We start from the raw sequence: 21,864 nt of genomic DNA on the forward strand, positions 1-21,864 counted from the left end.
TGGGCGAAGGGGCAGGCCAGAAATGGATTTAATCACGATGATCCTCGATCGATGCAATTAGGAAGCGAGTAATGCCGTAGAGCAGCAGTAGTGCCAGGAAGATGGTCGCCAGGTTGTATAGGCGCTCTGGGTAAAGGGCCAACTGCGGTGTGTTAGGGGTAACCACGGTGACCAGTGTGCGAATCTTCTTGCTGGCTTCGATACGTGCGTTGTCCAGTGCGGCAACGGCGGTCTTGTAGGTTTCTTCAGCAATACCGGAGTCCAGGGTCAACTGTTGGAAACGCGAAGCCACGACGTTGAGTTGGTCGCCATCGGGAGCCGAAACCAGCAGGCGTTTTTCTGCGGTCAGCTGTTCACGGATCGCGCTGACCCGTTGCTGCTGTTGTTTGACCTGAGGGGAGTCTTGGCGAAGCTTGTAGAGCATTTGCGTGAGCACTGCGCGTTCTTTGGAGTACTCGCCTTCCAGTGTGTCGATGATACTGGCGCGGCCCTGAGCCGAACTTTTGCCGTCCAGAACCTTGTTCACGTTCTGGAAGCGCAGTAGCTCTTCTTTGCGTTTGGTGTAGTTCTTTTTCGCGCCTTCCAGTTCGCCTTGGGCGAAGCGCATCTGTTCGCGGGCGATGCTGTGGGAGACTTCGTTCACGAAGTGCTCGCTGGCTTCAAGGATGGTCTTGACCATTTGCTCAGCCAGTTCCGGGCTGAAGGCTTGTACTTCAACTCTGAGCAAACCCGTGGTTTCGTCATAGTGAGCGGAGACCATGCGTTGGTAGTACTTGAGCAAGTCTTCACGCTCGGTGTCTTTGGCCAGCCAAAAGAAGGGGTCGCTGCGTTGTTGGGTGTATTGCTCGACCCAGTGCAGACGCGCTTCAAGCAGTTGCATCATGTCCATCGACACGATGTATTCGCGCAGGTACAGGGTCTCTTCCCGGGAGGCGGGGTTCGTGCCACTGAGCAGCATGCTCAATCCTGGTAATTGGGCACCAGAATTATTGCCGTCCTGACGAACTACTACTTGCGCGGAGCTGATATAGCGGTCCGCGGCAAAAAAGCTGTAGTAAACGATGGCCAGTGCCAGCGGTATCACGATCAGCCCCAGTGTCAGGCGCCAGCCCTTGAATTTACCCGTACTGCTCATATGCACACGCATCCTTGAAATAAAACAATTACGCCACGGTCAGGGCGATCAGGTGTTGTAGGCCTCGATGCCTTCGGCGACATCGTCATAGATCTGCACTCCGCCATCTCGTACCAACAGCACGACGTCACAGAGCTTTTGAATTTCATTCATGTTGTGCGAGACCAGCACGACTTTGGATTTTTGCAGTCGCTCTTCAAAAACTTCTGCGCACTTGCGTTTGAAGTGTGCGTCGCCCACGGACATGACTTCGTCGATCAGGTAGTAGTCGAAATCGAACGCCATGCTCAGGCCGAAAGCCAGGCGTGAACGCATGCCTGATGAGTAGGTTTTGACGGGCTCGTCGATCCAGCTGCCGATTTCGGCGAAATCTTCGACGTATCGGATCTTCTCGCGCATGGCTTCGCCTACAGCGCCGTAGACGCGGGCGACGAACTTGACGTTCTCGCGACCGGTCATGCTGCCCTGAAAGCCTCCGGACAAACCCACGGGCCAGGAGATGCTCTGGTCGGTGGCGATGGTGCCGGAGTCCGGAACGTCAGCGCCGCCCAACAGACGTACCAGGGTTGATTTTCCTGCGCCATTTCGACCGATCAGGCCGATGTTTTTTCCGGCAGGGATCTTCAGCGACAGGTCACGGAAAACGTGGCGACGGCCTTTGGGGGTCAGGTACGACTTGGTGATATTTCTGAGCTCGAACACGGGAGGCCTGCGGTTAGCCGTTCTTGGTGGAGATCAAATGCAGTCGACGAACCCGGTAGGTACCAAGCGATACGAACAGCAAAACCAGGGTGGTGGCGATGACGTAATGAAGTGAAACGCCATCGACGGGCACGTAGAACGGAAAGATTTCAGCGCGGATCAGTTCCAGCAAATGCAGGAACGGGTTGAGCAGTAGCAACGGCAGCATCGCATGCGGCAGATAGGCTGCCGGAATCAGTACTCCGGAGATGAAGTACAGCGGGAAGAACATCATGCGAATAAACAGTTTGCTGCCGGGAATGGCATGGGCGATCAGTGAGAGCAACATGCCGAGGCCAAAGGCAAATAGCACCCCCAGCAGCATGGTCAGCATCCATTGGATGGGGGCCTTGATCGACATGTCGAAGCCATACCAGGCGAAGCCGAACACCAGAATGGCGTAGACCGAGGCGCAGATGCTGAACTCCACCAGGACGCGGGCAATGTAAGTGTCTAGAGGTTTGATTTGCTTATAGGCAAACAGCGAACGGTTTTCCCTGGGGCTGTCCATCAGGCGTAACGCAATGTTACGAAACAGCAGGAAGGGGGCGAGGCCCACTAGCACGAATACCGGGAAATCCAGGCCCGCGACGCTCCGGCCGCGAATCAGTGAGAACAGGACGCTTAAAATCAGCAGGTGAAAAATCGGTTCAAGCAGCATCCACACCGCACCCATGCGGCTATCACCAATACGCGCACGCGCTTCGCGTAACACCAGAGCAAAGATGACGGATTTTTTGATTTGGAGGGATGAGCGAGGCTTCAAGAGTAATTACCGCACAGCACAGCCGCGCGATAAACGCGGTGCTTGAATTCATTTTCAGAGGACTGTCTGTCGAAGTAAAACAGACTGCTTCCGTTCGTGGGGCGCGAGGTTAAACGGTGGCGGAGACACTAGTCAAGCCGATTGGTTCCCTTGCAGTGACTGACAAAAAATAACGGTTCAGGCCGCCAGCTCGGTATCAAAGAAAGGGATTTCTCAATGTTTATTGGGTGTTGTCGCAGACGGCGTCAAAATAACGTGGGCCACCGGAACACCCGAACTAATGAGGCAAAAATCGCGCCACAGTGGGTGATACCGGGTTCGGCTCAGATTTTCAGCTCATGGTTAGTTACCCGGCCAACATCGGATAAGTGAACAGCCCGAAATGCAGCAGATTTAAACCGAAGTGGGTGGCGATGGCCGCGCCCAACCCGCCAAAACGATAAGCCAAGCCATAACCGAACCCCGCCAGGCCCGACAGTAATACCCATTGCCAGCCAGCGCCCAGATGAACGAGGCCGAACAGCATGGAGGCGAGCAGTAACGCGAGGTTATCGCCATAAGGCAGGTGTTTGAACTGCCGGCTCAGCCCGCCCTGGATGTAGCCGCGAAACAGCGCTTCTTCCACCAGCGTCACCAGCAACAGATTGTTCAGCACCCACAACCAGGCTTGATCCGGCCACTTCGGCGCCCAACTGATCACACCCAGCAACAGCGCTCCACCCAAGGCCAGCACAGCGCTTACGGTCAGGGCGAGGGCGGTGGCATAAACAGACAGCCGCAACGAGCGCCGGCCGACAATCCATGGGCAAATCAGCAATAACCAGAAACCGATCAGCGGTTTGTCCTGATTCAGGTACATCGCAAACGGCACGGCATCGTCGGTGAAACGCTGGGGATCAATCGCGCGACCGTTGAAGAAGCCAGGAAGCCAGTGCATTGCCAGCGCTACCGCCAGGAAGATGAACAAGCCGTGGCCGAGGTAGCGGCCAACGGGAATCTGTTGCTGGCGAACGGCGAAACCGGCGAACAGCAGCAACGCGAAAGAAATCGAGGCCAGCCAGCCGAGATGGCCGTAGATCAACGACAGGCCATAGCCCATGGAGAGAAGTGCCAGATAAGTCCATGGCAGAGCGATCATTTGAAGTCCTTGAGAGCGGGTGTGTCTGTGTGGGCGCCAAAGATCGCAGCCTTCGGCAGCTCCTACAGGGGAATGCAATCCAATGTAGGAGCTGCCGAAGGCTGCGATCTTTTTGGGCGCGCGGCGATTATAGAGACGTACACCGCGTAAACAAAAACACCGCCCGAAGGCGGTGTTTTATCAGCAGGCTGTTACGAGGCAATCAATTGCCGCAACACGTAATGCAAAATCCCCCCGGCCTTGAAGTATTCCACCTCGTTGAGGGTATCGATCCGGCACAACACCTCGATCTTTTCCTTGCTGCCGTCTTCACGGGTGACAACCAGCGTCAGGTTCATCCGCGGAGTCAGTTCGACGCCGGTCAGGCCTAGGATGTCTACGGTTTCCCTGCCGGTGAGGTTCAGGCTCTTGCGGTTCTGATCCAGTTTGAACTGCAACGGCAATACGCCCATGCCTACCAGGTTGGAACGGTGAATTCGCTCGAAGCTCTCGGCGACGACTGCTTTCACGCCCAGCAGATTGGTGCCCTTGGCCGCCCAGTCACGGCTCGAACCGGTGCCATATTCTTGCCCGGCGATCACCACCAGCGGAGTGCCTGACGCCTGGTAACGCATGGCGGCGTCGTAGATGGGCAGCTTTTCTCCGGTCGGAATATAAATCGTGTTGCCGCCTTCTTCGCCGCCGAGCATCTCGTTGCGAATGCGGATATTGGCGAAAGTACCGCGCATCATCACTTGATGGTTGCCGCGACGGGAGCCGTAGGAGTTGAAGTCCCGCGGTTCCACCCCTTGCTCGCGCAGGTAATGGCCGGCAGGGCTGTCAGCTTTGATGTTACCGGCCGGGGAGATGTGGTCGGTGGTCACCGAATCGCCGAGCAGCGCGAGGATTTTCGCCCCTTCGACGTCCTTTACCACCGGCGCAGGGCCGCCGATATCATCGAAGAATGGCGGATGCTGGATATACGTCGAATCGTTGTTCCAGACATAAGTTGCCGCCTGCGGCACTTCGATCGCTTGCCACTGTTCGTCGCCGGCAAACACTTCGGCGTATTCCTTGTGGAACATCGCGGTGTTCACCTGAGTTACCGCGTCGGCGATTTCTTTAGTGCTCGGCCAAATGTCTCGCAGGTAAACCGGGTGGCCGTCCTTGTCGTGACCCAACGGCTCGCTGCTGATATCAATGCGCACCGTACCGGCCAATGCATAGGCGACGACCAAAGGCGGGGAGGCTAGCCAGTTGGTTTTTACCAGCGGATGCACGCGACCTTCAAAATTGCGGTTGCCCGAGAGCACCGAGGCCACAGTCAGGTCGGCTTTCTGAATGGCTTTTTCGATCGGCTCCGGCAACGGCCCGGAGTTGCCGATGCAGGTGGTGCAACCATAACCGACCAGCGCAAAGCCGAGTTCATCAAGGTAGTGGGTCAGGCCCGCTGCCTTGTAGTAGTCGGTGACCACTTTCGAACCGGGAGCCAGCGAACTCTTGACCCATGGCTTGCGCTTCAGGCCTTTTTCCACGGCTTTCTTCGCCACCAGCCCGGCCGCCATCATCACGCTGGGGTTGGAGGTGTTGGTGCAGGAGGTAATCGCGGCAATCACCACCGCACCGTTTTTCAGCCGATAAGTACTCCCTTCGTGGTGGTAATCCGCTTCGCCGATCAGATCGGCGTTCCCCACCGCGACGCCGCCACCACCCTCACTTTCGAGGCGACCCTCTTCCTTGCTGGAGGGTTTGAATTGCAGGCCGAGAAAGTCAGTGAACGCTTGCGCGACATTTGGCAACGAGACGCGGTCTTGCGGGCGTTTCGGCCCGGCGAGGCTGGCTTCGACGCTGTCCATGTCCAGAGCCAGGCTGTCGGTGAACACCGGCTCTTGGCCGGGCAAGCGCCACAGGCCCTGGATCTTGCTGTAGGCCTCCACCAGTTTCACGGTTTCCGGAGTGCGACCGGACAAACGCAAGTACTCCAGTGTCACCTCATCCACCGGGAAGAAGCCGCAGGTGGCGCCATATTCCGGGGCCATGTTGGCGATGGTTGCGCGGTCGGCCAGCGGCAGGTCGGCGAGGCCGTCGCCGTAGAACTCGACGAATTTCCCCACCACACCTTTCTTTCGCAGCATCTGGGTGACGGTCAGCACCAGGTCAGTGGCGGTAATGCCTTCCTTGAGCTTGCCGGTGAGTTTGAAACCGATCACTTCCGGAATCAGCATCGACACCGGTTGGCCGAGCATCGCCGCTTCCGCTTCGATCCCGCCGACGCCCCAGCCGAGCACGCCGAGACCGTTGATCATGGTGGTATGAGAATCGGTGCCGACCAAAGTGTCCGGGAAGGCATAGGTGCGCCCATCCTCGTCCTTGGTCCAGACTGTGCGGCCCAGGTACTCGAGATTCACCTGATGGCAAATGCCGGTGCCCGGTGGTACCACGCTGAAATTGTTAAAGGCGCTCTGTCCCCAGCGCAGGAAGGCATAACGCTCGTGGTTGCGCTGCATTTCGATGTCGACGTTTTGTCCGAAGGCGCTTGCACTGGCGTATTTGTCGACCATCACCGAGTGGTCGATCACCAGATCCACCGGCGACAGCGGATTGATTCGCTGCGGGTCGCCACCGGCCTTGGCCATGGCCGCGCGCATGGCGGCCAGGTCGACCACAGCGGGGACGCCGGTAAAGTCCTGCATCAATACCCGCGCCGGGCGGTACTGGATTTCGCGATCGGAGCGACGCTCCTTGAGCCAGGCGGCAATCGCCTTGAGGTCGGCGCTGGTAACGGTTTTCTCGTCCTCCCAGCGCAGCAGGTTTTCCAGCAATACTTTCAACGACATCGGCAACTTGTCCAGATCGCCCAGGCTCTTGGCGGCTTCGGGCAGGCTGAAATAGTGATAGGTCTTGTCGTCGATTTGTAAGGTTTTAAGGGTTTTCAGGCTATCGAGGGACGGCATTGAAATGACTCCTTTAAATCCGCACGGCTACGGACTGAGGGGCGGGCAGAGCTTTTAACCTAGCCCCGTTTAGACATTAAGGCTAATTACTGGACCCTAAGGACAAGTCCAAGGTTCCGATCTCGGCTATCATGCGCCGGTTTTCGTGACAGGCTTTGCTTCAACGCAAGTCTGGGCATCGCGCAGTGGCTGAATTCTTCGCCAACTGCCCAGGAGTAAGAATGAACACCCTCTTTATGCATTGCCGGCCGGGCTTCGAAAGCGAAGTCTGTTCCGAGATTTCCGAACATGCCGCGCGGCTGAACGTGGCCGGTTATGCCAAGGCCAAGACCGCCAGCGCCTGCGCCGAATTCATTTGCACCGAAGAAGACGGCGCCGAGCGCCTGATGCGTGGCCAGCGTTTCGCCGATCTGATCTTCCCTCGCCAGTGGGCTCGCGGGATCTTCATCGATCTGCCGGAAACCGACCGCATCAGCGTGATCCTTGCGCACATGGCGGACTTCCCGCTGTGCGGCAGCCTGTGGCTGGAAATGGTCGATACCAATGATGGCAAAGAGCTGTCGAACTTCTGCAAGAAGTTTGAAGGCCACCTGCGCAAGGCGCTGATGGCCGCCGGCAAACTGGTGGAAGACGCCAATAAACCGCGGCTGTTGCTGACCTTCAAGAGCGGTCGCGAAGTGTTCATGGGCCTGGCGGAATCGAACAATTCGGCGATGTGGCCAATGGGTATTCCACGCCTGAAATTCCCCCGTGAAGCGCCGAGCCGTTCGACCCTCAAGCTGGAGGAGGCCTGGCACCATTTCATTCCCCGCGACCAGTGGGACGAGCGTCTGCACAGCGACATGACCGGCGTCGACCTCGGTGCCGCACCCGGTGGCTGGACCTGGCAACTGGTCAATCGCGGCATGTTGGTGACCGCCATCGACAACGGCCCGATGGCCGAAAGCCTGATGGACACCGGTTTGGTGCAGCATTTGATGGCTGACGGTTTCACCTTCAAGCCCAAGCAACCGGTCGACTGGATGGTCTGCGACATCGTCGAGAAACCGGCGCGCAACGCGGCGATGCTGGAAGAATGGATCGGCGAGGGGCATTGCCGGGAAGCGGTGGTCAACCTCAAGCTGCCGATGAAGCAGCGATATGCTGAAGTGAAGCGCTTGCTCGAACGTATTGCCGACGGCTTCAAGGCGCGGGGCATTCGGGTCGAGATCGGCTGCAAGCAGCTGTATCACGATCGCGAAGAAGTGACCTGCCACCTGCGCCGATTGGACGTGAAAAAACCGAAATCCCGATAATCAATGAGATGTGCGCGGTCTCTGTAGGAGCTGCCGAAGGCTGCGATCTTTTGACTTTGCTTTAGAAACAAGATCAAAAGATCGCAGCCTTCGGCAGCTCCTACAGGGAGGCGGCGTTCTGCCATAGGTGACCGAACACCCGGCAATGCGCGACAATGCCGGCAAGTTTCAGGAGTAGACCATGAGTGAAATGATCGATACGCCGGTCGACGGCACCCTCGACGCCACCGGCCTCAATTGCCCGGAACCGGTGATGATGCTGCACCAGCACATCCGTGACCTGGTGCCTGGCGGCCTGCTGAAGGTGATCGCCACCGACCCGTCGACCCGTCGCGACATTCCCAAGTTTTGCGTGTTTCTCGACCACGAACTGGTCGCGCAGCACGAAGAGGCAGGCACCTACCTCTACTGGATCCGCAAGAAACTCGCTTAACCCGCCGAATGGCTGATGCGGATCCGCTTGCGTGCACTGCGCGTCAGGCGGATCGACAGCATCAGCGCTGCGCAACTCAAACCGACGATCAAACCCTGCCACAGCCCGCTCGGGCCACTCGGCGCGCCGAGCCAGTCGGTCAGGCCCAAGGCGTAACCCACCGGCAAACCAATCCCCCAATACGCGAACAGCGTCAGGATCATCGTCACCCGCGTGTCCTGATAGCCGCGCAGTGCGCCAGCCGCTGTCACCTGGATCGCATCGGAAAACTGGAACAGCGCCGAATACACGATCAGCATCGCGGCCACCTGAATCACCGTCGGGTCGGCGGTGTAAATCGCAGCGATGGGTTCGCGCAGCAATAGCATCAGGCTTGCCGACAAGCACGCATAAGCCAGGGCGGTGGCCATGCCGACACCGGCGGCGAAACGGGCTTCGCGTGGTTCCTCACGGCCCAGTGCCTGGCCGACACGCACGGTCACGGCCATACCCAGGGAGTAGGGGATCATAAACACCAGCGAGCTGAAGTTCAGCGCGATCTGATGCCCGGCGACCACGGTGGCGCCGAGGCTGCCGATCAGCAGGGCAATCACGGCGAAGATGCTTGATTCGGCGAACACCGCAATGCCGATCGGCAGGCCGATGCTCAACAAACGCTTGATCACCGACCATTGTGGCCAGTCGAAACGGCTGAACAACTCGCTCGACTGATAGGCCGGCGCCCAGCGCTCCCAGGCGGCCATGCCCAGCGCCATGACCCACATCACGATCGCCGTGGCCCAGCCGCAGCCGACACCGCCCATGGCCGGCACACCGAAGTGGCCGTAGATGAAGATGTAATTGAGTGGAATATTCAGCGCCAGCCCACACAGGCCAAGGACCATCGCCGGGCGGGTACGACCCAGGCCATCACTGAAGCAGCGCAGCACGTGATAGACCGCAACAGCAGGCAAACCGCTGGCGATGCCGTGCAAATACTGCATGCACGGGCCGATCAACTCGGGGTCGACCTTCATGATGTGCAGGATCGGTTCGGCGCTGAGCAGCATGCCGGTCGCCATCAAACCCACCACCAGCGCCAGCCACAAGGCCTGACGCACGATCGGGCCAATCTCGCTGTGGGTGCCGGCGCCGAAGCGTTGGGCGACTTTTGGGGTGGTGGCCAGCAGTGTGCCGGTCATCAGCAGAAACACCGGCACCCAGATCGAGTTGCCCAGCGCGACGGCCGCCAGATCCCGAGGCCCGACACGACCGGCCATTACCGCATCGACGAAGCCCATGGCGGTGGTCGCCAGTTGCGCGATCATGATCGGCAACGCCAGGCCAAGCAGGTTTTTCAGCTCCAGGCGAACCCGGGCCGGGCGGTTGAGGGAAACAGCGGCGGGGCGGTCAGTCACAGAGTTCAAGGGCGAAACGTCCAGAAGATTTTGATGCGCAAGGTGGCGCATTCTACGCCTTGACGCAGTGGTCAGGAAAAGTCCTGTGTTGCGGAGTTGTAATCTCTCAATACCGCGCCCCCTCTGTGTAGGAGCTGCCGAAGGCTGCGATCTTTTGATCTTGTCTTTAAATAAAGCTAACCAAACCCTTCACGCCAAAAGAGAAGATCAAAAGATCGCAGCCTTCGGCAGCTCCTACGGGGGATCGGTGCTAGTCGTTTGGTGTCATCTACGCCTAAACTGCCGATCCGCCAAAGGAGCCTGCCATGCTGATTGTTGCCGACGAAAATATTCCGCTACTCGATGCCTTCTTCGCAGGTTTCGGTGAAATCCGCCGGGTACCTGGACGTGCCATCGACCGTGCCACTGTCGAACAGGCCGATGTGCTGTTGGTGCGCTCGGTGACCAACGTCAACCGCGCCTTGCTCGAAGGCAGCAAGGTGCGCTTCGTCGGCACCTGCACCATCGGCACTGATCACCTGGATCTGGATTACTTTCAACAGGCCGGCATTACCTGGTCCAGCGCGCCAGGCTGCAATGCCCGAGGTGTGGTCGATTACGTGCTGGGCAGCCTGCTGACCCTGGCCGAAATCGAAGGTGCCGACCTGGCTCAACGCACCTACGGTGTGGTCGGTGCCGGCGAAGTGGGTGGGCGGCTGGTCAAGGTGCTGCAAGGTCTGGGCTGGAACGTAATGGTCTGCGATCCCCCACGGCAAGCCGCTGAAGGGGGCGATTACGTCAGCCTCGAGCAGATCATCGAGCAATGCGACGTCATCAGTTTGCACACTCCGCTGGATAAGCAAGGCCCTCAGGCGACCTGGCATCTGTTCGATAAAGACCGTTTGAATCAGCTCAAGCCCGGCACCTGGCTGATCAACGCCAGTCGTGGTCCGGTGATCGACAACGCCGCCCTGCGCCATGTGCTGTTGGAGCGTGAAGACCTGCAAGCGGTGCTGGATGTCTGGGAGGGGGAACCTGAGGTCGATGTGGCACTGGCCGAGTTGTGTGTGCTGGCGACGCCGCACATTGCCGGTTACAGCCTCGATGGCAGACAGCGCGGGACGGCGCAGATCTATCAGGCGCTTTGCGCGTTCCTCAGGCAACCGGAACAGATCCGCCTGAGCGATTTGCTGCCAGCGCCGTGGTTGTCGGCAGTGTCGCTGAACGCCGACAGCGATCCGGTCTGGGCGCTGGCGATGTTGTGCCGTGGTGTGTACGACCCGCGCCGTGACGATGCGAATTTCCGTCGCAGCCTCGTTGGTAATGTGAGCGAGCAACGTGCGGCGTTCGATGCACTGCGCAAGCATTACCCGCTGCGGCGTGAGATCGATGGCTTGAAGGTGCGGATCGAGGGGGATTCACCGGCGTTGCAGCAGATCGTGGCGGCCTTAGGCGCAACCTCGGTCTAACGTACTGCCGGATCCCGGTAGGAGCTGCCGAAGGCTGCGATCTTTTGATCTTGCTTGTGATCCTCGGCAATCAAAGCCAGGATCAAAAGATCGCAGCCTTCGGCAGCTCCTACAAAGGCCATACAAAACACGCACCCATAAAAAACCCGGCTGAACGAGCCGGGTCAAGAAGACGGTGGCTATATCACTCTTGTTCGGCAGGCTTGACCAATCGCTTCTCCAGTTCGCGGCAAGCGTCCTGGATCATATTTTCAGTGATCGGTACTTCGCGCCCATCCTTATCAATAATCGAGCAACCCAAAGACTGGTCTGGCTGCGTGCGGATCACTGGAATCTTGTCATCGCTGCTGTTTTGCAAGGACATGGCCTGTCTCCTCATCAGGTTGTGTGCTTACTGTAAAACCGCCAAGTGACCGGGCTATGACAACTTCCTGCGATCTTTCAGGACGGCATCTTCAGTCCATCAGAAATACCCGGACCTTTCCACCCGGACTTTAGACCAATAATCTCTAGTCACTAGTCTTGGCGGTCATAATTAACCTGACTCATTATGATTTACAGCGTTCAATCCCATCGGTCGGTGTAGGCTTGATCGGGTCACAGCCATTGGTTGCACCTTCGGATGATCTTCATGCTTTCTTCCCGTCACCGCCGCGCCATTCGTCTGGCCGACCGTTTCCTCGCACCTTACCGCTGGCCGGCCTTGGGCGCTTTGCTGGCGCTGATCGTCACTGCCGGCATCACTTTGTCCATGGGGCAGGGGATTCGCCTGCTGGTGGATCAGGGTTTCATGACCCAGTCGCCGCATTTGCTCAACCGATCCATCGGCGTGTTCATGCTGCTGGTAGTCGGTCTGGCGATTGGCACCTTTGTACGGTTTTACCTGGTGTCCTGGATCGGCGAACGCGTTGTCGCCGACATCCGCCGACGGGTATTCAACCATCTGGTCTACTTGCATCCGGGGTTCTATGAAGACAACCGCAGCTCCGAGATCCAGTCGCGGCTGACCGCCGACACCACGTTGCTGCAGTCGGTGATCGGCTCTTCGCTGTCGCTGTTCCTGCGTAACGGGCTGATGGTGATCGGCGGGATTGTCTTGCTGTTTATCACCAATCCCAAACTCACCAGCATCGTGGTGGTTGCGTTGCCGCTGGTGGTCGCACCGATCCTGATTTTTGGTCGTCGGGTGCGCACCTTGTCACGTCAGAGCCAGGACCGGATTGCCGATATCGGCAGCTATGTTTCCGAAACCCTGAGTCAGATCAAAACCGTGCAGGCCTACAACCATCAGGTTCAGGACGAGCAACGTTTTGCCACGAAGGTGGAAGAGGCCTTCAACACCGCCCGCAAGCGCATCTTCCAGCGCGCCTGGTTGATTACCCTGGTGATCCTGCTGGTGTTGGGCGCAGTCGGGGTGATGCTCTGGGTCGGCGGCATGGATGTCATCGCCGGGCGTATTTCCGCGGGTGAGCTGGCAGCGTTTGTTTTTTACAGCCTGATCGTCGGCGGTGCCTTTGGCACGTTGAGTGAAGTGATCGGCGAACTGCAGCGTGCAGCAGGGGCGGCGGAACGGATTGCCGAATTATTGCGTTCGCAAAACATCATCCAGCCACCGACCCAGGGGCTGGTGACGTTGCCCGAGCGGGTGAAGGGCAATCTGGTGCTGCAAGATGTGCGCTTTTCCTACCCCTCGCGTCCGCAAAGCTTTGCTGTGGATGGTTTGAATCTGACGATCAACGCCGGCGAAACCCTTGCATTGGTCGGGCCGTCCGGTGCTGGCAAGTCGACTGTGTATGACCTGTTGTTACGCTTTTACGACCCCATCGAAGGACGCATCCTGCTGGACGGCGTGCCGCTGACCCAACTCGACCCTCTGGACCTGCGTCGCTGCTTCGCCCTCGTCTCGCAATCCCCGGCGCTGTTCTTCGGCAGCATCGAAGAGAACATCCGCTACGGCCGCCCGACGGCAACGTTGGCCCAGGTCCAGGAAGCCGCGAAAATCGCCTATGCCCACGACTTCATCGAGCAAATGCCCAACGGCTACCAGACACACCTCGGCGACGCGGGTCTCGGTTTGTCCGGCGGGCAACGCCAGCGCCTGGCCATTGCTCGGGCGCTGCTGGTGGACGCCCCGATCCTGCTGCTGGACGAAGCCACCAGCGCCCTCGACGCCCAGAGCGAGCACTTGATCCAGCAAGCCCTGCCCAGCCTGATGAAAAATCGCACCACATTGGTCATCGCCCACCGACTGGCCACGGTGAAAAACGCCGACAGGATCGCGGTGATGGATCAAGGAAAACTGGTGGCAGTGGGAACGCATCAAGAGTTGATTGCGAGTAATGCGCTGTATGCACGGCTGGCGGCGTTGCAGTTCAATGACGGCAAGGTTGAAACCGATCTTCACCTGTAGGAACTGTGTAGGCGCTGTGTAGGAGCTGTCGAGTGAAACGAGGCTGCGATCTTTTGATCTTGATCTTGATTTGTGCCGGAAAAGATCAAAAGATCGCAGCCTCGTTTCACTCGACAGCTCCTACACAGCTCCTACATAGCTCCTACATATCCGGCATATCCTACATATCCGGCATTACCGCTTATTGATCGTCGAAATACCGCTCATGCCAATCCACCAGCGGTTGTGGTGAGTTGAGCTTCTGGCCGTAGATCACCGAGTACGACAGCACGTTTTGCACGTATTGGCGGGTTTCGTCGAACGGGATGCTTTCCACCCATACATCGAAGCTCAGGTGATCGGCGCCACGCAGCCATTGACGTACGCGGCCGGGGCCGGCGTTGTAGGCGGCGGAGGCGAGGACGCGGTTGCCATTGAACTGGCTGTGGACCTGGCTCAGGTAAGCGGCGCCGAGCTGGATGTTCTTGTCCGGATCGAACACTTGCTGCGGCGATGCGAGGGGAATGTTGAACTTGCGCGCGGTTTCCTTGGCGGTGCCGGGCATCAGTTGCATCAGGCCGCTGGCACCGACGCCGGAGCGCGCGTCCGCCATGAAGGCGCTTTCCTGGCGGGTGATGGCGAATACCCAGCTGGAGTGCAGGCCACGGACCTTGGCTTCACGGACCAGGGTTTCGCGGTGGGCCATCGGGAAGCGGATATCCAGGTCGTCCCAGTACTTCGCCTGACTGATGGTGCGGATCGCCGGGAAATACCATTTCAGGTCGTAAGCGAGTTTCGCCTGGGCGACCATTTCGTCACGGCTGAAATGCCGGCTGACGTGGTACCACTCGCGACGACCGTCGACGATCTGCCCGCGAGCATGGAATTCCAGGGCGCGTCGTATGCCGGGGGTATTGCGCACTTTGTTGATCAGCGCCTGACTGAGCACCAGCGGTTTGTTGTTCAGCGAATAAGGGGATTGCGAGCGGTCGGCCGCCAGGAAGCCGTAGAAATCGCGCTCGTGAGCCAGGTTCTTGTAAAGCGTTTGTGCTTCCGGATTCTGTGGCTGGGCCAGTTCCAGGCTGCGAGCCTGCCAGTAACGCCAGCGGTTGGTGGTGGCCAGATCCTGAGGCAGGCGGCGGGTCAATTGATAGGCATCATCCCAACGGGCCAGGCGCAATAGCAGGCGCAGGCGCCATTCAGAAACGGTGTTGTCTCGCAGCTCAGGGTCGTATTTGGTCATCACGTCCAGCGCGCGGCTGTCGAAACGACGAGCAAGGGTCAGGCCGATTTCCCGGGCAATCGCGACTTTTTCGTCACGGGAGAAGTGCATGCTGTTGGCGTAACCGTCGAGCAGGGCCATGGCCTTTTCCGGATCCTGACGAGCCAGACGGCGCAGGCCGAGGCTGACGATGTCGGACATCGGTTCATCGGTCGGAGTGAAACGCGACGGCTGATTGAGCAGCTCGGGTTTCTGCGCCACATCCACCAGCAGGCGACCGCGCGGGGCGAGGGTGCTCAGGCCATTGATCAGACTGTTGGCCAGCGCATAGTTGCGCGCCTGGGCGGCGAGTTTGGTGCGCTCCCAGCGTTTCTGTTCGGTCAGTTGACCCTCGGCGGCCCACATGCCGAACAAGCCGTCACAGGCGTCGGGCTGGGTTTTACCGGTCAGCCAGAGCTTTTCAGCGTTGGCATAGCCTTCGGTCTTGCGGTTGTGGCTGATCTGATACTGCGCGTTCAGGCAGTCCAGTTCGGTGAAATTGAGTTTGGGGTCATAATATTTGACGAAGGTTGCCCAGTCGCCGCGCTCGGCCAGCCAGCGCAACCAGCGCAACTTCATCCAGTTGGCTTGGGGCAGGTCACCGTGTTCGGCGAGGAATTTCTCGATTTCGGCGTTGCTCGCGGTTTTCAGGCGCGCGGTCAGTTCGTCATAAGCCAGATAGGGCTCCAGCGGATAATCGCGCAGGGCCTGGCGGTAACGGAAGTAAGGGCCAGAATCGCCTTTAGCCAAGGCGCGCTTGGCTTCATCGTAGTACTGGCGTTGGGTGGACAAGTCCACCGCCTGGGCGGATTGAGCAACAGCGGCTGTAAGAAGCAAACACGAAAAAAGACTGAAAAGGCGACTGCGCATGAGACGTCCGGGCAGAGAAAATCATGACAAGTGCCGGCAAGCGCGGCACTGAATTGTCTGTAGCTTAGCCTTTTGCCAGCAAGGGGCGAAAGCTTTGCCGAGCTGTTGGCACAAGTTCGCAACAATTGTTGTGCAGAGTGCTTCGACATTGAAATTGCCGGCCTTCTGCAGCCTCAAGTCAGGTAGAATGCGCGCCCGGTTTTTGGAGAAGCTCATGACCCTGCTCAAATTCAGCGATGTGTCCCTTGCTTTCGGCGCTATGCCGTTGTTGGACAAGGTGTCCTGGCAGATCGCCCGTGGTGAGCGGGTGTGCATCATCGGCCGCAATGGCACTGGCAAGTCCAGCATGATGAAGCTCGTCAAGGGCGACCAGAGGCCCGATGACGGCTCTGTTTGGCGCGCACCTGGCCTGAAAATTGGCGAATTGCCGCAAGAATTGCCGGTAGCCGACGAGCGGACCGTGTTCGACGTGGTTGCCGAAGGCCTTGACGGTGTCGGCGAACTGCTCGCCCAGTATCACCACCTGAGCCAGAACATCGTCACCGACGCCGACCTGGACAAACTGATGCACGTCCAGCACGACCTCGAAGCCCGAGACGGCTGGCGTTTGCAGCAATTGGTCGACAGCACCTTGAGCCGCTTGCAACTGCCGGCCGACAAGACCCTCGCCGAATTGTCCGGCGGCTGGCGTCGCCGCGTCCTGCTGGCGCAGGCTCTGGTTTCCGAACCGGATCTGCTGCTGCTCGACGAACCGACCAACCACCTGGACATCGGCGCCATTGCCTGGCTCGAAGAAGCGCTGAAGGATTTCCAGGGCGCCGTGCTGTTCATCACGCACGACCGTTCATTCCTACAGAACCTTGCGACCCGCATCCTGGAACTGGATCGTGGCGGCCTGATCGACTGGAACGGCGACTACGCCAGTTTCCTGGTGCATAAAGAGGCGTCTCTGGCTGCTGAAGAAACCGCCAACGCGCTGTTCGACAAGAAGCTGGCCCAGGAAGAAGTCTGGATCCGCCAGGGCATCAAGGCTCGTCGCACCCGTAACGAAGGCCGTGTTCGCGCATTGAAAGCCCTGCGCGTCGAACGCAGCGAGCGTCGTGAACGCACCGGCAAGGCCAATATTCAGCTGGATACCGCCGACAAGTCCGGCAAGCAGGTCATGGTTCTCGAGAACGTGAGCTTCGCTCACCCGGGTGGCCCGTTCCTGATCAAGGATTTCTCGATGGTCCTGACGCGCGGCGACCGTATCGGTCTGCTTGGCGCCAACGGTACCGGCAAGACCACGCTGCTGAAACTGATGCTCAGCGGTCTGCAACCGACCAGCGGCAAAGTGGAAGAGGGGACGCGCATCGACGTGGCCTACTTCGACCAGTTGCGCCATCAGTTGGACCTGGAAAAGACCGTGATCGACAACGTGGCCGAAGGTCGCGATTTCATCGATATCGATGGTCAGAGTCGCCATGTGCTGAGCTACCTCGGCGACTTCCTGTTCAGCCCACAGCGTGCCCGCACGCCGGTCAAGGCGCTGTCCGGTGGTGAGCGTGCCCGTCTGTTGCTGGCCAAACTGTTCAGCAAACCGGCGAACCTGCTGGTACTCGACGAACCGACCAACGATCTGGACGTGGAAACCCTTGAACTGCTGGAAGAGGTCTTGCTGACCTTCAACGGCACCGTGCTGATGGTCAGCCACGACCGGGCATTCCTCGACAATGTGGTCACCAGTACCCTGGTCTTCGAAGGCGAGGGCAAGGTTCGCGAATACGTCGGGGGTTATCAGGACTGGCTGCGCCAGGGCGGCTCGCCGCGCCTGTTGGGTGTGACCGAGAGCAAGTCCGGCAAGGCTGACCTGAACTCGGCAGTTGTGACCGCCGAAGCTGCGCCAGTTGCTGCGGCAGTCGAAACGCCAGTGGTGAAGAAGAAACTCAGCTACAAGTTGCAGCGTGAGCTGGAAATGTTGCCGAGTCAGATCGAAGCCATGGAGCAGCAGATCGTTGTGGTTGAAGCGCAGATGGCGGATGTCGGCTTCTATCAGCGTCCTGCTGCCGAGACTGCGGCGGTGATCGCTCAGCTGGAACAGTTGCAGGCTGAACTCGACGTGATGGTCGAGCGCTGGGCCGAGCTGGATGCCTGAGTTGATCCGGCGATAAAAAAGCCCGGCGTTCAGTGATGAGCGCCGGGCTTTTCGTAGGAGCTGCCGAAGGCTGCGATCTTTTGAGCTTGGCTTTTGGGTTGAAAGGTTTGGTGATCCTTTCAAAACAAGATCAAAAGATCGCAGCCTCCGGCAGCTCCTACAGGGGGGTTGTGTTATCAGCTTTTGATCAGGCGCACCGCCAGCACGTCGCACGGCGCGCCGTGCAGTACGTCATTGGCGGTGGAGCCGAGCAACAGCGCCAGACCATGTCGGCCATGACTGCCCACCACGATCAGGTCGCACGTTTGCTCCTTGGCGAGGTGGTGAATCTCCTGGCGCGGCTGGCCGTAGGTCAAGTGACTGTATTCCTTGGAGAGTTCCGGGTATTTCACGATCAGCCGATCAAGACGCTCCTTGGCCTGATCGAACTGTTGCTGTTGCAACTGGGAAAGGTCCATCGGCACGTCGCCGCCAAAGGCCATCGCCATCGGTTCGACAATATGCACCAAGGACAGCTTGGCGCCATTGCTCACCGAGAGCTCGCGAGCTCGGTGGATGACAGGATCGCACTCTTCCGTTAGGTCTACAGCGACCAGAATATGGTGGTAGGGCATGAGGTGCTCCTCCTGAGGATTGCAATATTGATAAGTATGGCTGGTTTCAAGCGCATTGGTTTCAAAGTGACTCAATGGGCTCATCAAGAATCGGGAGTACACATATGACGGTCTGGATAGTGGTGTCAATCCTGCTGGTGGTGCTGAGTCCGCTGGCCTGGTTGCGACCCTCTCGTGCTCAGAGCGGGCGCATGGCCCTGCGCATGGAGGCGCGGCGTATCGGCCTGGCCATGCAGCTGGCGCCCCAGGAATGGCCGCACTGGCTGAACGAGGAGCCGCCGAGCCCGTGCGCCCAGTACCATCGGCCGCGCCGTGGCACGCGTCCGGCGTGCTGGAGTTACTGGCAGAAGGCGCCGGGCGTGTGGGTCAATCAGTGGCAGGAGGTCTGTGAGGATGGGATGCTGCTGAATCATTTCGAAAAATTGCCTGCCAACGTCTACAAGGTCGAGGCAGACAAGCAAATGATTGCCCTGTATTGGGGGGAGAAGGGCGAGGCCGAGGTTCTGCAACAGATCGATGCCACGCTCAAAGCACTCGCCTGAAACCCGATCCCCGTAGGAGCTGCCGCAGGCTGCGATCTTTTGATCTTTTCAAAGGCGAGATCAAAGATCGCAGCCTGCGGCAGCTCCTACAAAAGCCAGCGCCAGTGCCTGACAGACAAGCAATAAAAAGCCCGACATCATCATCGGGCTGAGGTTGGCCAGGCAGGCCGGTAATTCTTTGTGCGCTGATCTTACGCTGGGCATTCGTCAAAGCGTTCAAATTTTTTCTTCAGGGTCCCGCCAGCGTAGCTTGTTAAACACAGGCTGCCGCTAATTAGGGCGACTTTTCTAACGATTGATTCTATGAATGGCCTCACATGCATGAGCGTGTTGTGGGGCTTCGTGGTACGGAAGTGACCGGAAAGTCGCGTTTCAACCAGTATTTTGGGCGATTGACAATTGCCGGAAATTCCGTGAAGGTGACATACCCGAATCAAACGGGCGTATGAATTGAGCGTTTGTATTACAGAGCGCTCCTACAGAATCCCGACTATCGCGTTGGCGGGTGTGCCGGGTGAATTGGCGTAGCATCGACGATAAGCGTCCTTGCCGAGCCAGTCGCCTGCGTCCGACGTGTACTGTTCAGCTTCCATATCGTGGAGATCAGTTGATGATTTACGAAGGTAAAGCCATCACGGTTAAGGCTCTTGAAAGTGGCATCGTCGAATTGAAATTCGACCTCAAGGGTGAGTCCGTCAACAAGTTCAACCGTCTTACCCTGAACGAACTGCGTCAGGCTGTAGACACCATCAAGGCAGATGCTTCGATCAAGGGTGTGATCGTCAGCAGTGGCAAGGACGTGTTCATCGTCGGCGCCGACATCACCGAATTTGTCGACAACTTCAAGCTGCCGGATGCAGAGCTTGTCGCTGGTAACCTCGAAGCCAACAAGATTTTCAGCGATTTCGAAGACCTCAACGTCCCGACGGTTGCCGCGATCAATGGCATCGCACTGGGTGGCGGTCTGGAAATGTGCCTGGCGGCGGATTTCCGTGTCATGGCCGATACCGCAAAAATCGGTCTGCCGGAAGTCAAGCTGGGCATCTACCCGGGCTTCGGCGGTACTGTGCGTTTGCCGCGCATCATCGGTGCCGACAACGCTATCGAGTGGATTGCCGCCGGTAAGGAAAACCGCGCTGAAGACGCGTTGAAAGTCGGTGCCGTCGACGCCGTGGTCGCCCCGGAAAAATTGCAGGAAGCGGCTCTGAACCTGGTCAAGGGCGCCATCTCCGGTGAGTTCGACTACAAGGCCAAGCGTCAGCCGAAGCTCGAAAAGCTCAAGCTCAACGCCATCGAACAAATGATGTCGTTCGAAACCGCCAAAGGTTTCGTGGCCGGTCAAGCGGGCCCGAACTACCCCGCGCCGGTCGAAGCGATCAAAACCATCCAGAAAGCCGCTAACTTCGGTCGCGACAAGGCGCTGGAAGTCGAAGCCGCCGGTTTCGTCAAACTGGCCAAGACCTCTGCCGCGCAGAGCTTGATCGGTCTGTTCCTGAATGATCAGGAGCTGAAGAAAAAGGCCAAGGCCTACGACGAAATCGCCAAAGACGTGAAGCAGGCCGCCGTATTGGGCGCCGGCATCATGGGGGGTGGTATCGCTTATCAATCGGCCTCCAAAGGTACGCCGATCCTGATGAAGGACATCAACGAGCACGGCATCGAGCAAGGTCTGGCCGAAGCCGCCAAGCTGCTGGTGGGCCGCGTTGATAAAGGTCGTATGACGCCGGCGAAAATGGCCGAAGTGCTCAACGGCATTCGTCCGACCCTGTCCTACGGCGATTTCGGTCACGTCGACCTGGTTGTCGAAGCCGTTGTCGAGAACCCAAAGGTCAAGCAAGCCGTTCTGGCCGAAGTTGAAGACAAGGTCAAAGAGGACACCATCCTCGCGTCCAACACTTCGACCATTTCCATCACCTTGCTGGCCAAAGCCCTCAAGCGTCCGGAAAACTTCGTCGGCATGCACTTCTTCAACCCGGTGCACATGATGCCGCTGGTTGAAGTGATCCGTGGCGAGAAGTCCAGCGAAGTGGCCGTTGCCACCACCGTTGCCTACGCCAAGAAAATGGGCAAGAACCCGATCGTCGTCAATGACTGCCCGGGCTTCCTGGTCAACCGCGTGCTGTTCCCGTACTTCGGCGGTTTCGCCAAACTGGTCAGCGCCGGCGTGGACTTCGTGCGCATCGACAAGGTCATGGAAAAATTCGGCTGGCCGATGGGCCCGGCCTACCTGATGGACGTGGTCGGTATCGACACCGGTCACCACGGTCGTGACGTCATGGCTGAAGGCTTCCCGGATCGCATGAAAGACGACCGCCGTTCGGCCGTCGACGTGCTTTACGAAGCCAAGCGCCTGGGCCAGAAGAATGGCAAGGGCTTCTACGCCTATGAGACCGACAAGCGCGGCAAGCAGAAGAAAGTCGCCGATCCTTCGGTACTGGAAGTGCTCAAGCCAATCGTGTTCGAACAGCGCGAAGTCACTGACGAAGACATCATCAACTGGATGATGATCCCGTTGTGCCTGGAAACCGTGCGTTGCCTGGAAGACGGCATTGTCGAAACCGCTGCCGAAGCCGACATGGGCCTGGTCTACGGTATTGGTTTCCCTCCATTCCGTGGCGGTGCGCTGCGCTACATCGACTCGATCGGTGTTGCAGAGTTCGTTGCCCTGGCTGACCAGTACGCTGATTTGGGCGCGCTGTATCACCCGACCGCGAAGCTGCGCGAAATGGCCAAATCCGGCCAGCGGTTCTTCGGTTAAGCGCCCACAC

At 58.6% G+C, this 21,864-nt stretch carries 16 protein-coding genes; 7 read left to right on the top strand and 9 right to left on the bottom strand.

The genetic code is table 11. The annotated features are described in order from the left end of the window. Positions 1 to 28 precede the first annotated feature (28 nt). The 5 genes from ABH909_RS13300 to acnA all read right to left on the bottom strand — a co-directional run bounded on the left by ABH909_RS13300 (position 29) and on the right by acnA (position 6,713). Positions 29 to 1,135, bottom strand: a complete 1,107-nt coding sequence (locus ABH909_RS13300) for an ABC transporter permease (protein WP_429433716.1) — start codon at positions 1,133 to 1,135, stop codon at positions 29 to 31. A gap of 48 nt (positions 1,136 to 1,183) precedes the next feature. Beyond that, on the bottom strand, positions 1,184 to 1,837 hold the full coding sequence (locus ABH909_RS13305) for an ABC transporter ATP-binding protein (RefSeq protein ID WP_429433718.1): 654 nt from the start codon (positions 1,835 to 1,837) through the stop codon (positions 1,184 to 1,186). A 13-nt stretch (positions 1,838 to 1,850) separates the two neighbouring features. Further along, on the bottom strand, positions 1,851 to 2,552 hold the full coding sequence (locus ABH909_RS13310; protein ID WP_429433719.1) for an ABC transporter permease: 702 nt from the start codon (positions 2,550 to 2,552) through the stop codon (positions 1,851 to 1,853). Positions 2,553 to 2,988: 436 nt separating this feature from the next. Beyond that, positions 2,989 to 3,780 carry a CPBP family intramembrane glutamic endopeptidase gene (locus tag ABH909_RS13315; RefSeq protein ID WP_429433722.1) on the bottom strand — a complete coding sequence of 264 codons (792 nt, stop codon included), beginning with the start codon at positions 3,778 to 3,780 and terminating at the stop codon, positions 2,989 to 2,991. A gap of 191 nt (positions 3,781 to 3,971) precedes the next feature. Next, on the bottom strand, positions 3,972 to 6,713 hold the full coding sequence (gene acnA, locus ABH909_RS13320; RefSeq protein ID WP_429433724.1) for an aconitate hydratase AcnA: 2,742 nt from the start codon (positions 6,711 to 6,713) through the stop codon (positions 3,972 to 3,974). Positions 6,714 to 6,934: 221 nt separating this feature from the next. On the opposite strand from acnA, the gene rlmM reads away from it, so the two are divergent. Beyond that, positions 6,935 to 8,008: a 23S rRNA (cytidine(2498)-2'-O)-methyltransferase RlmM gene (gene rlmM, locus ABH909_RS13325; protein ID WP_123496472.1), complete on the top strand. Its 1,074-nt coding sequence runs from the start codon at positions 6,935 to 6,937 to the stop codon at positions 8,006 to 8,008. Between the two features lie 181 nt (positions 8,009 to 8,189). Then, positions 8,190 to 8,441: a sulfurtransferase TusA gene (gene tusA, locus ABH909_RS13330; RefSeq protein ID WP_007907805.1), complete on the top strand. Its 252-nt coding sequence runs from the start codon at positions 8,190 to 8,192 to the stop codon at positions 8,439 to 8,441. Here the strand turns inward: tusA and ABH909_RS13335 are convergent. Further along, positions 8,438 to 9,847 carry an MATE family efflux transporter gene (locus tag ABH909_RS13335; protein ID WP_429433726.1) on the bottom strand — a complete coding sequence of 470 codons (1,410 nt, stop codon included), beginning with the start codon at positions 9,845 to 9,847 and terminating at the stop codon, positions 8,438 to 8,440. The two genes, tusA and ABH909_RS13335, sit on opposite strands and share 4 nt — an antisense overlap. A gap of 296 nt (positions 9,848 to 10,143) precedes the next feature. Between ABH909_RS13335 and pdxB the strand changes: the two genes are divergently transcribed. After that, the gene (gene pdxB, locus ABH909_RS13340; protein WP_429433729.1) at positions 10,144 to 11,286 is read left to right on the top strand and encodes a 4-phosphoerythronate dehydrogenase PdxB; all 1,143 of its coding nucleotides are present in this window, start codon (positions 10,144 to 10,146) and stop codon (positions 11,284 to 11,286) included. Between the two features lie 184 nt (positions 11,287 to 11,470). Here pdxB and ABH909_RS13345 read toward each other — a convergent pair whose 3' ends face one another. Then, entirely contained in the window at positions 11,471 to 11,650 is a 180-nt protein-coding gene (locus ABH909_RS13345; RefSeq protein WP_095634240.1) for a PA1571 family protein, read from the bottom strand. A gap of 258 nt (positions 11,651 to 11,908) precedes the next feature. On the opposite strand from ABH909_RS13345, the gene ABH909_RS13350 reads away from it, so the two are divergent. Further along, entirely contained in the window at positions 11,909 to 13,696 is a 1,788-nt protein-coding gene (locus ABH909_RS13350) for an ABC transporter transmembrane domain-containing protein (protein WP_429433733.1), read from the top strand. A gap of 181 nt (positions 13,697 to 13,877) precedes the next feature. On the opposite strand, the gene ABH909_RS13355 is transcribed toward ABH909_RS13350, so the two are convergent. Next, the gene (locus ABH909_RS13355; RefSeq protein ID WP_429433735.1) at positions 13,878 to 15,806 is read right to left on the bottom strand and encodes a transglycosylase SLT domain-containing protein; all 1,929 of its coding nucleotides are present in this window, start codon (positions 15,804 to 15,806) and stop codon (positions 13,878 to 13,880) included. A gap of 214 nt (positions 15,807 to 16,020) precedes the next feature. On the opposite strand from ABH909_RS13355, the gene ABH909_RS13360 reads away from it, so the two are divergent. After that, positions 16,021 to 17,940 (top strand): ATP-binding cassette domain-containing protein, encoded by a 1,920-nt coding sequence (locus ABH909_RS13360; RefSeq protein ID WP_429433738.1) that lies wholly within the window; start codon positions 16,021 to 16,023, stop codon positions 17,938 to 17,940. A gap of 176 nt (positions 17,941 to 18,116) precedes the next feature. Here the strand turns inward: ABH909_RS13360 and ABH909_RS13365 are convergent, their stop codons facing one another. Continuing rightward, entirely contained in the window at positions 18,117 to 18,554 is a 438-nt protein-coding gene (locus ABH909_RS13365; RefSeq protein ID WP_010456367.1) for a universal stress protein, read from the bottom strand. A 104-nt stretch (positions 18,555 to 18,658) separates the two neighbouring features. Here ABH909_RS13365 and ABH909_RS13370 point away from each other — a divergent pair, with 104 nt between their 5' ends. Further along, positions 18,659 to 19,096, top strand: a complete 438-nt coding sequence (locus tag ABH909_RS13370) for a hypothetical protein (RefSeq protein ID WP_429433741.1) — start codon at positions 18,659 to 18,661, stop codon at positions 19,094 to 19,096. A 610-nt stretch (positions 19,097 to 19,706) separates the two neighbouring features. Next, on the top strand, positions 19,707 to 21,854 hold the full coding sequence (gene fadB / locus ABH909_RS13375) for a fatty acid oxidation complex subunit alpha FadB (protein WP_429433743.1): 2,148 nt from the start codon (positions 19,707 to 19,709) through the stop codon (positions 21,852 to 21,854). Positions 21,855 to 21,864 lie beyond the last annotated feature (10 nt).

The sequence above is a fragment of the Pseudomonas sp. BS3782 TE3695 genome (assembly GCF_050435305.1).
Lineage (GTDB): Bacteria > Pseudomonadota > Gammaproteobacteria > Pseudomonadales > Pseudomonadaceae > Aquipseudomonas.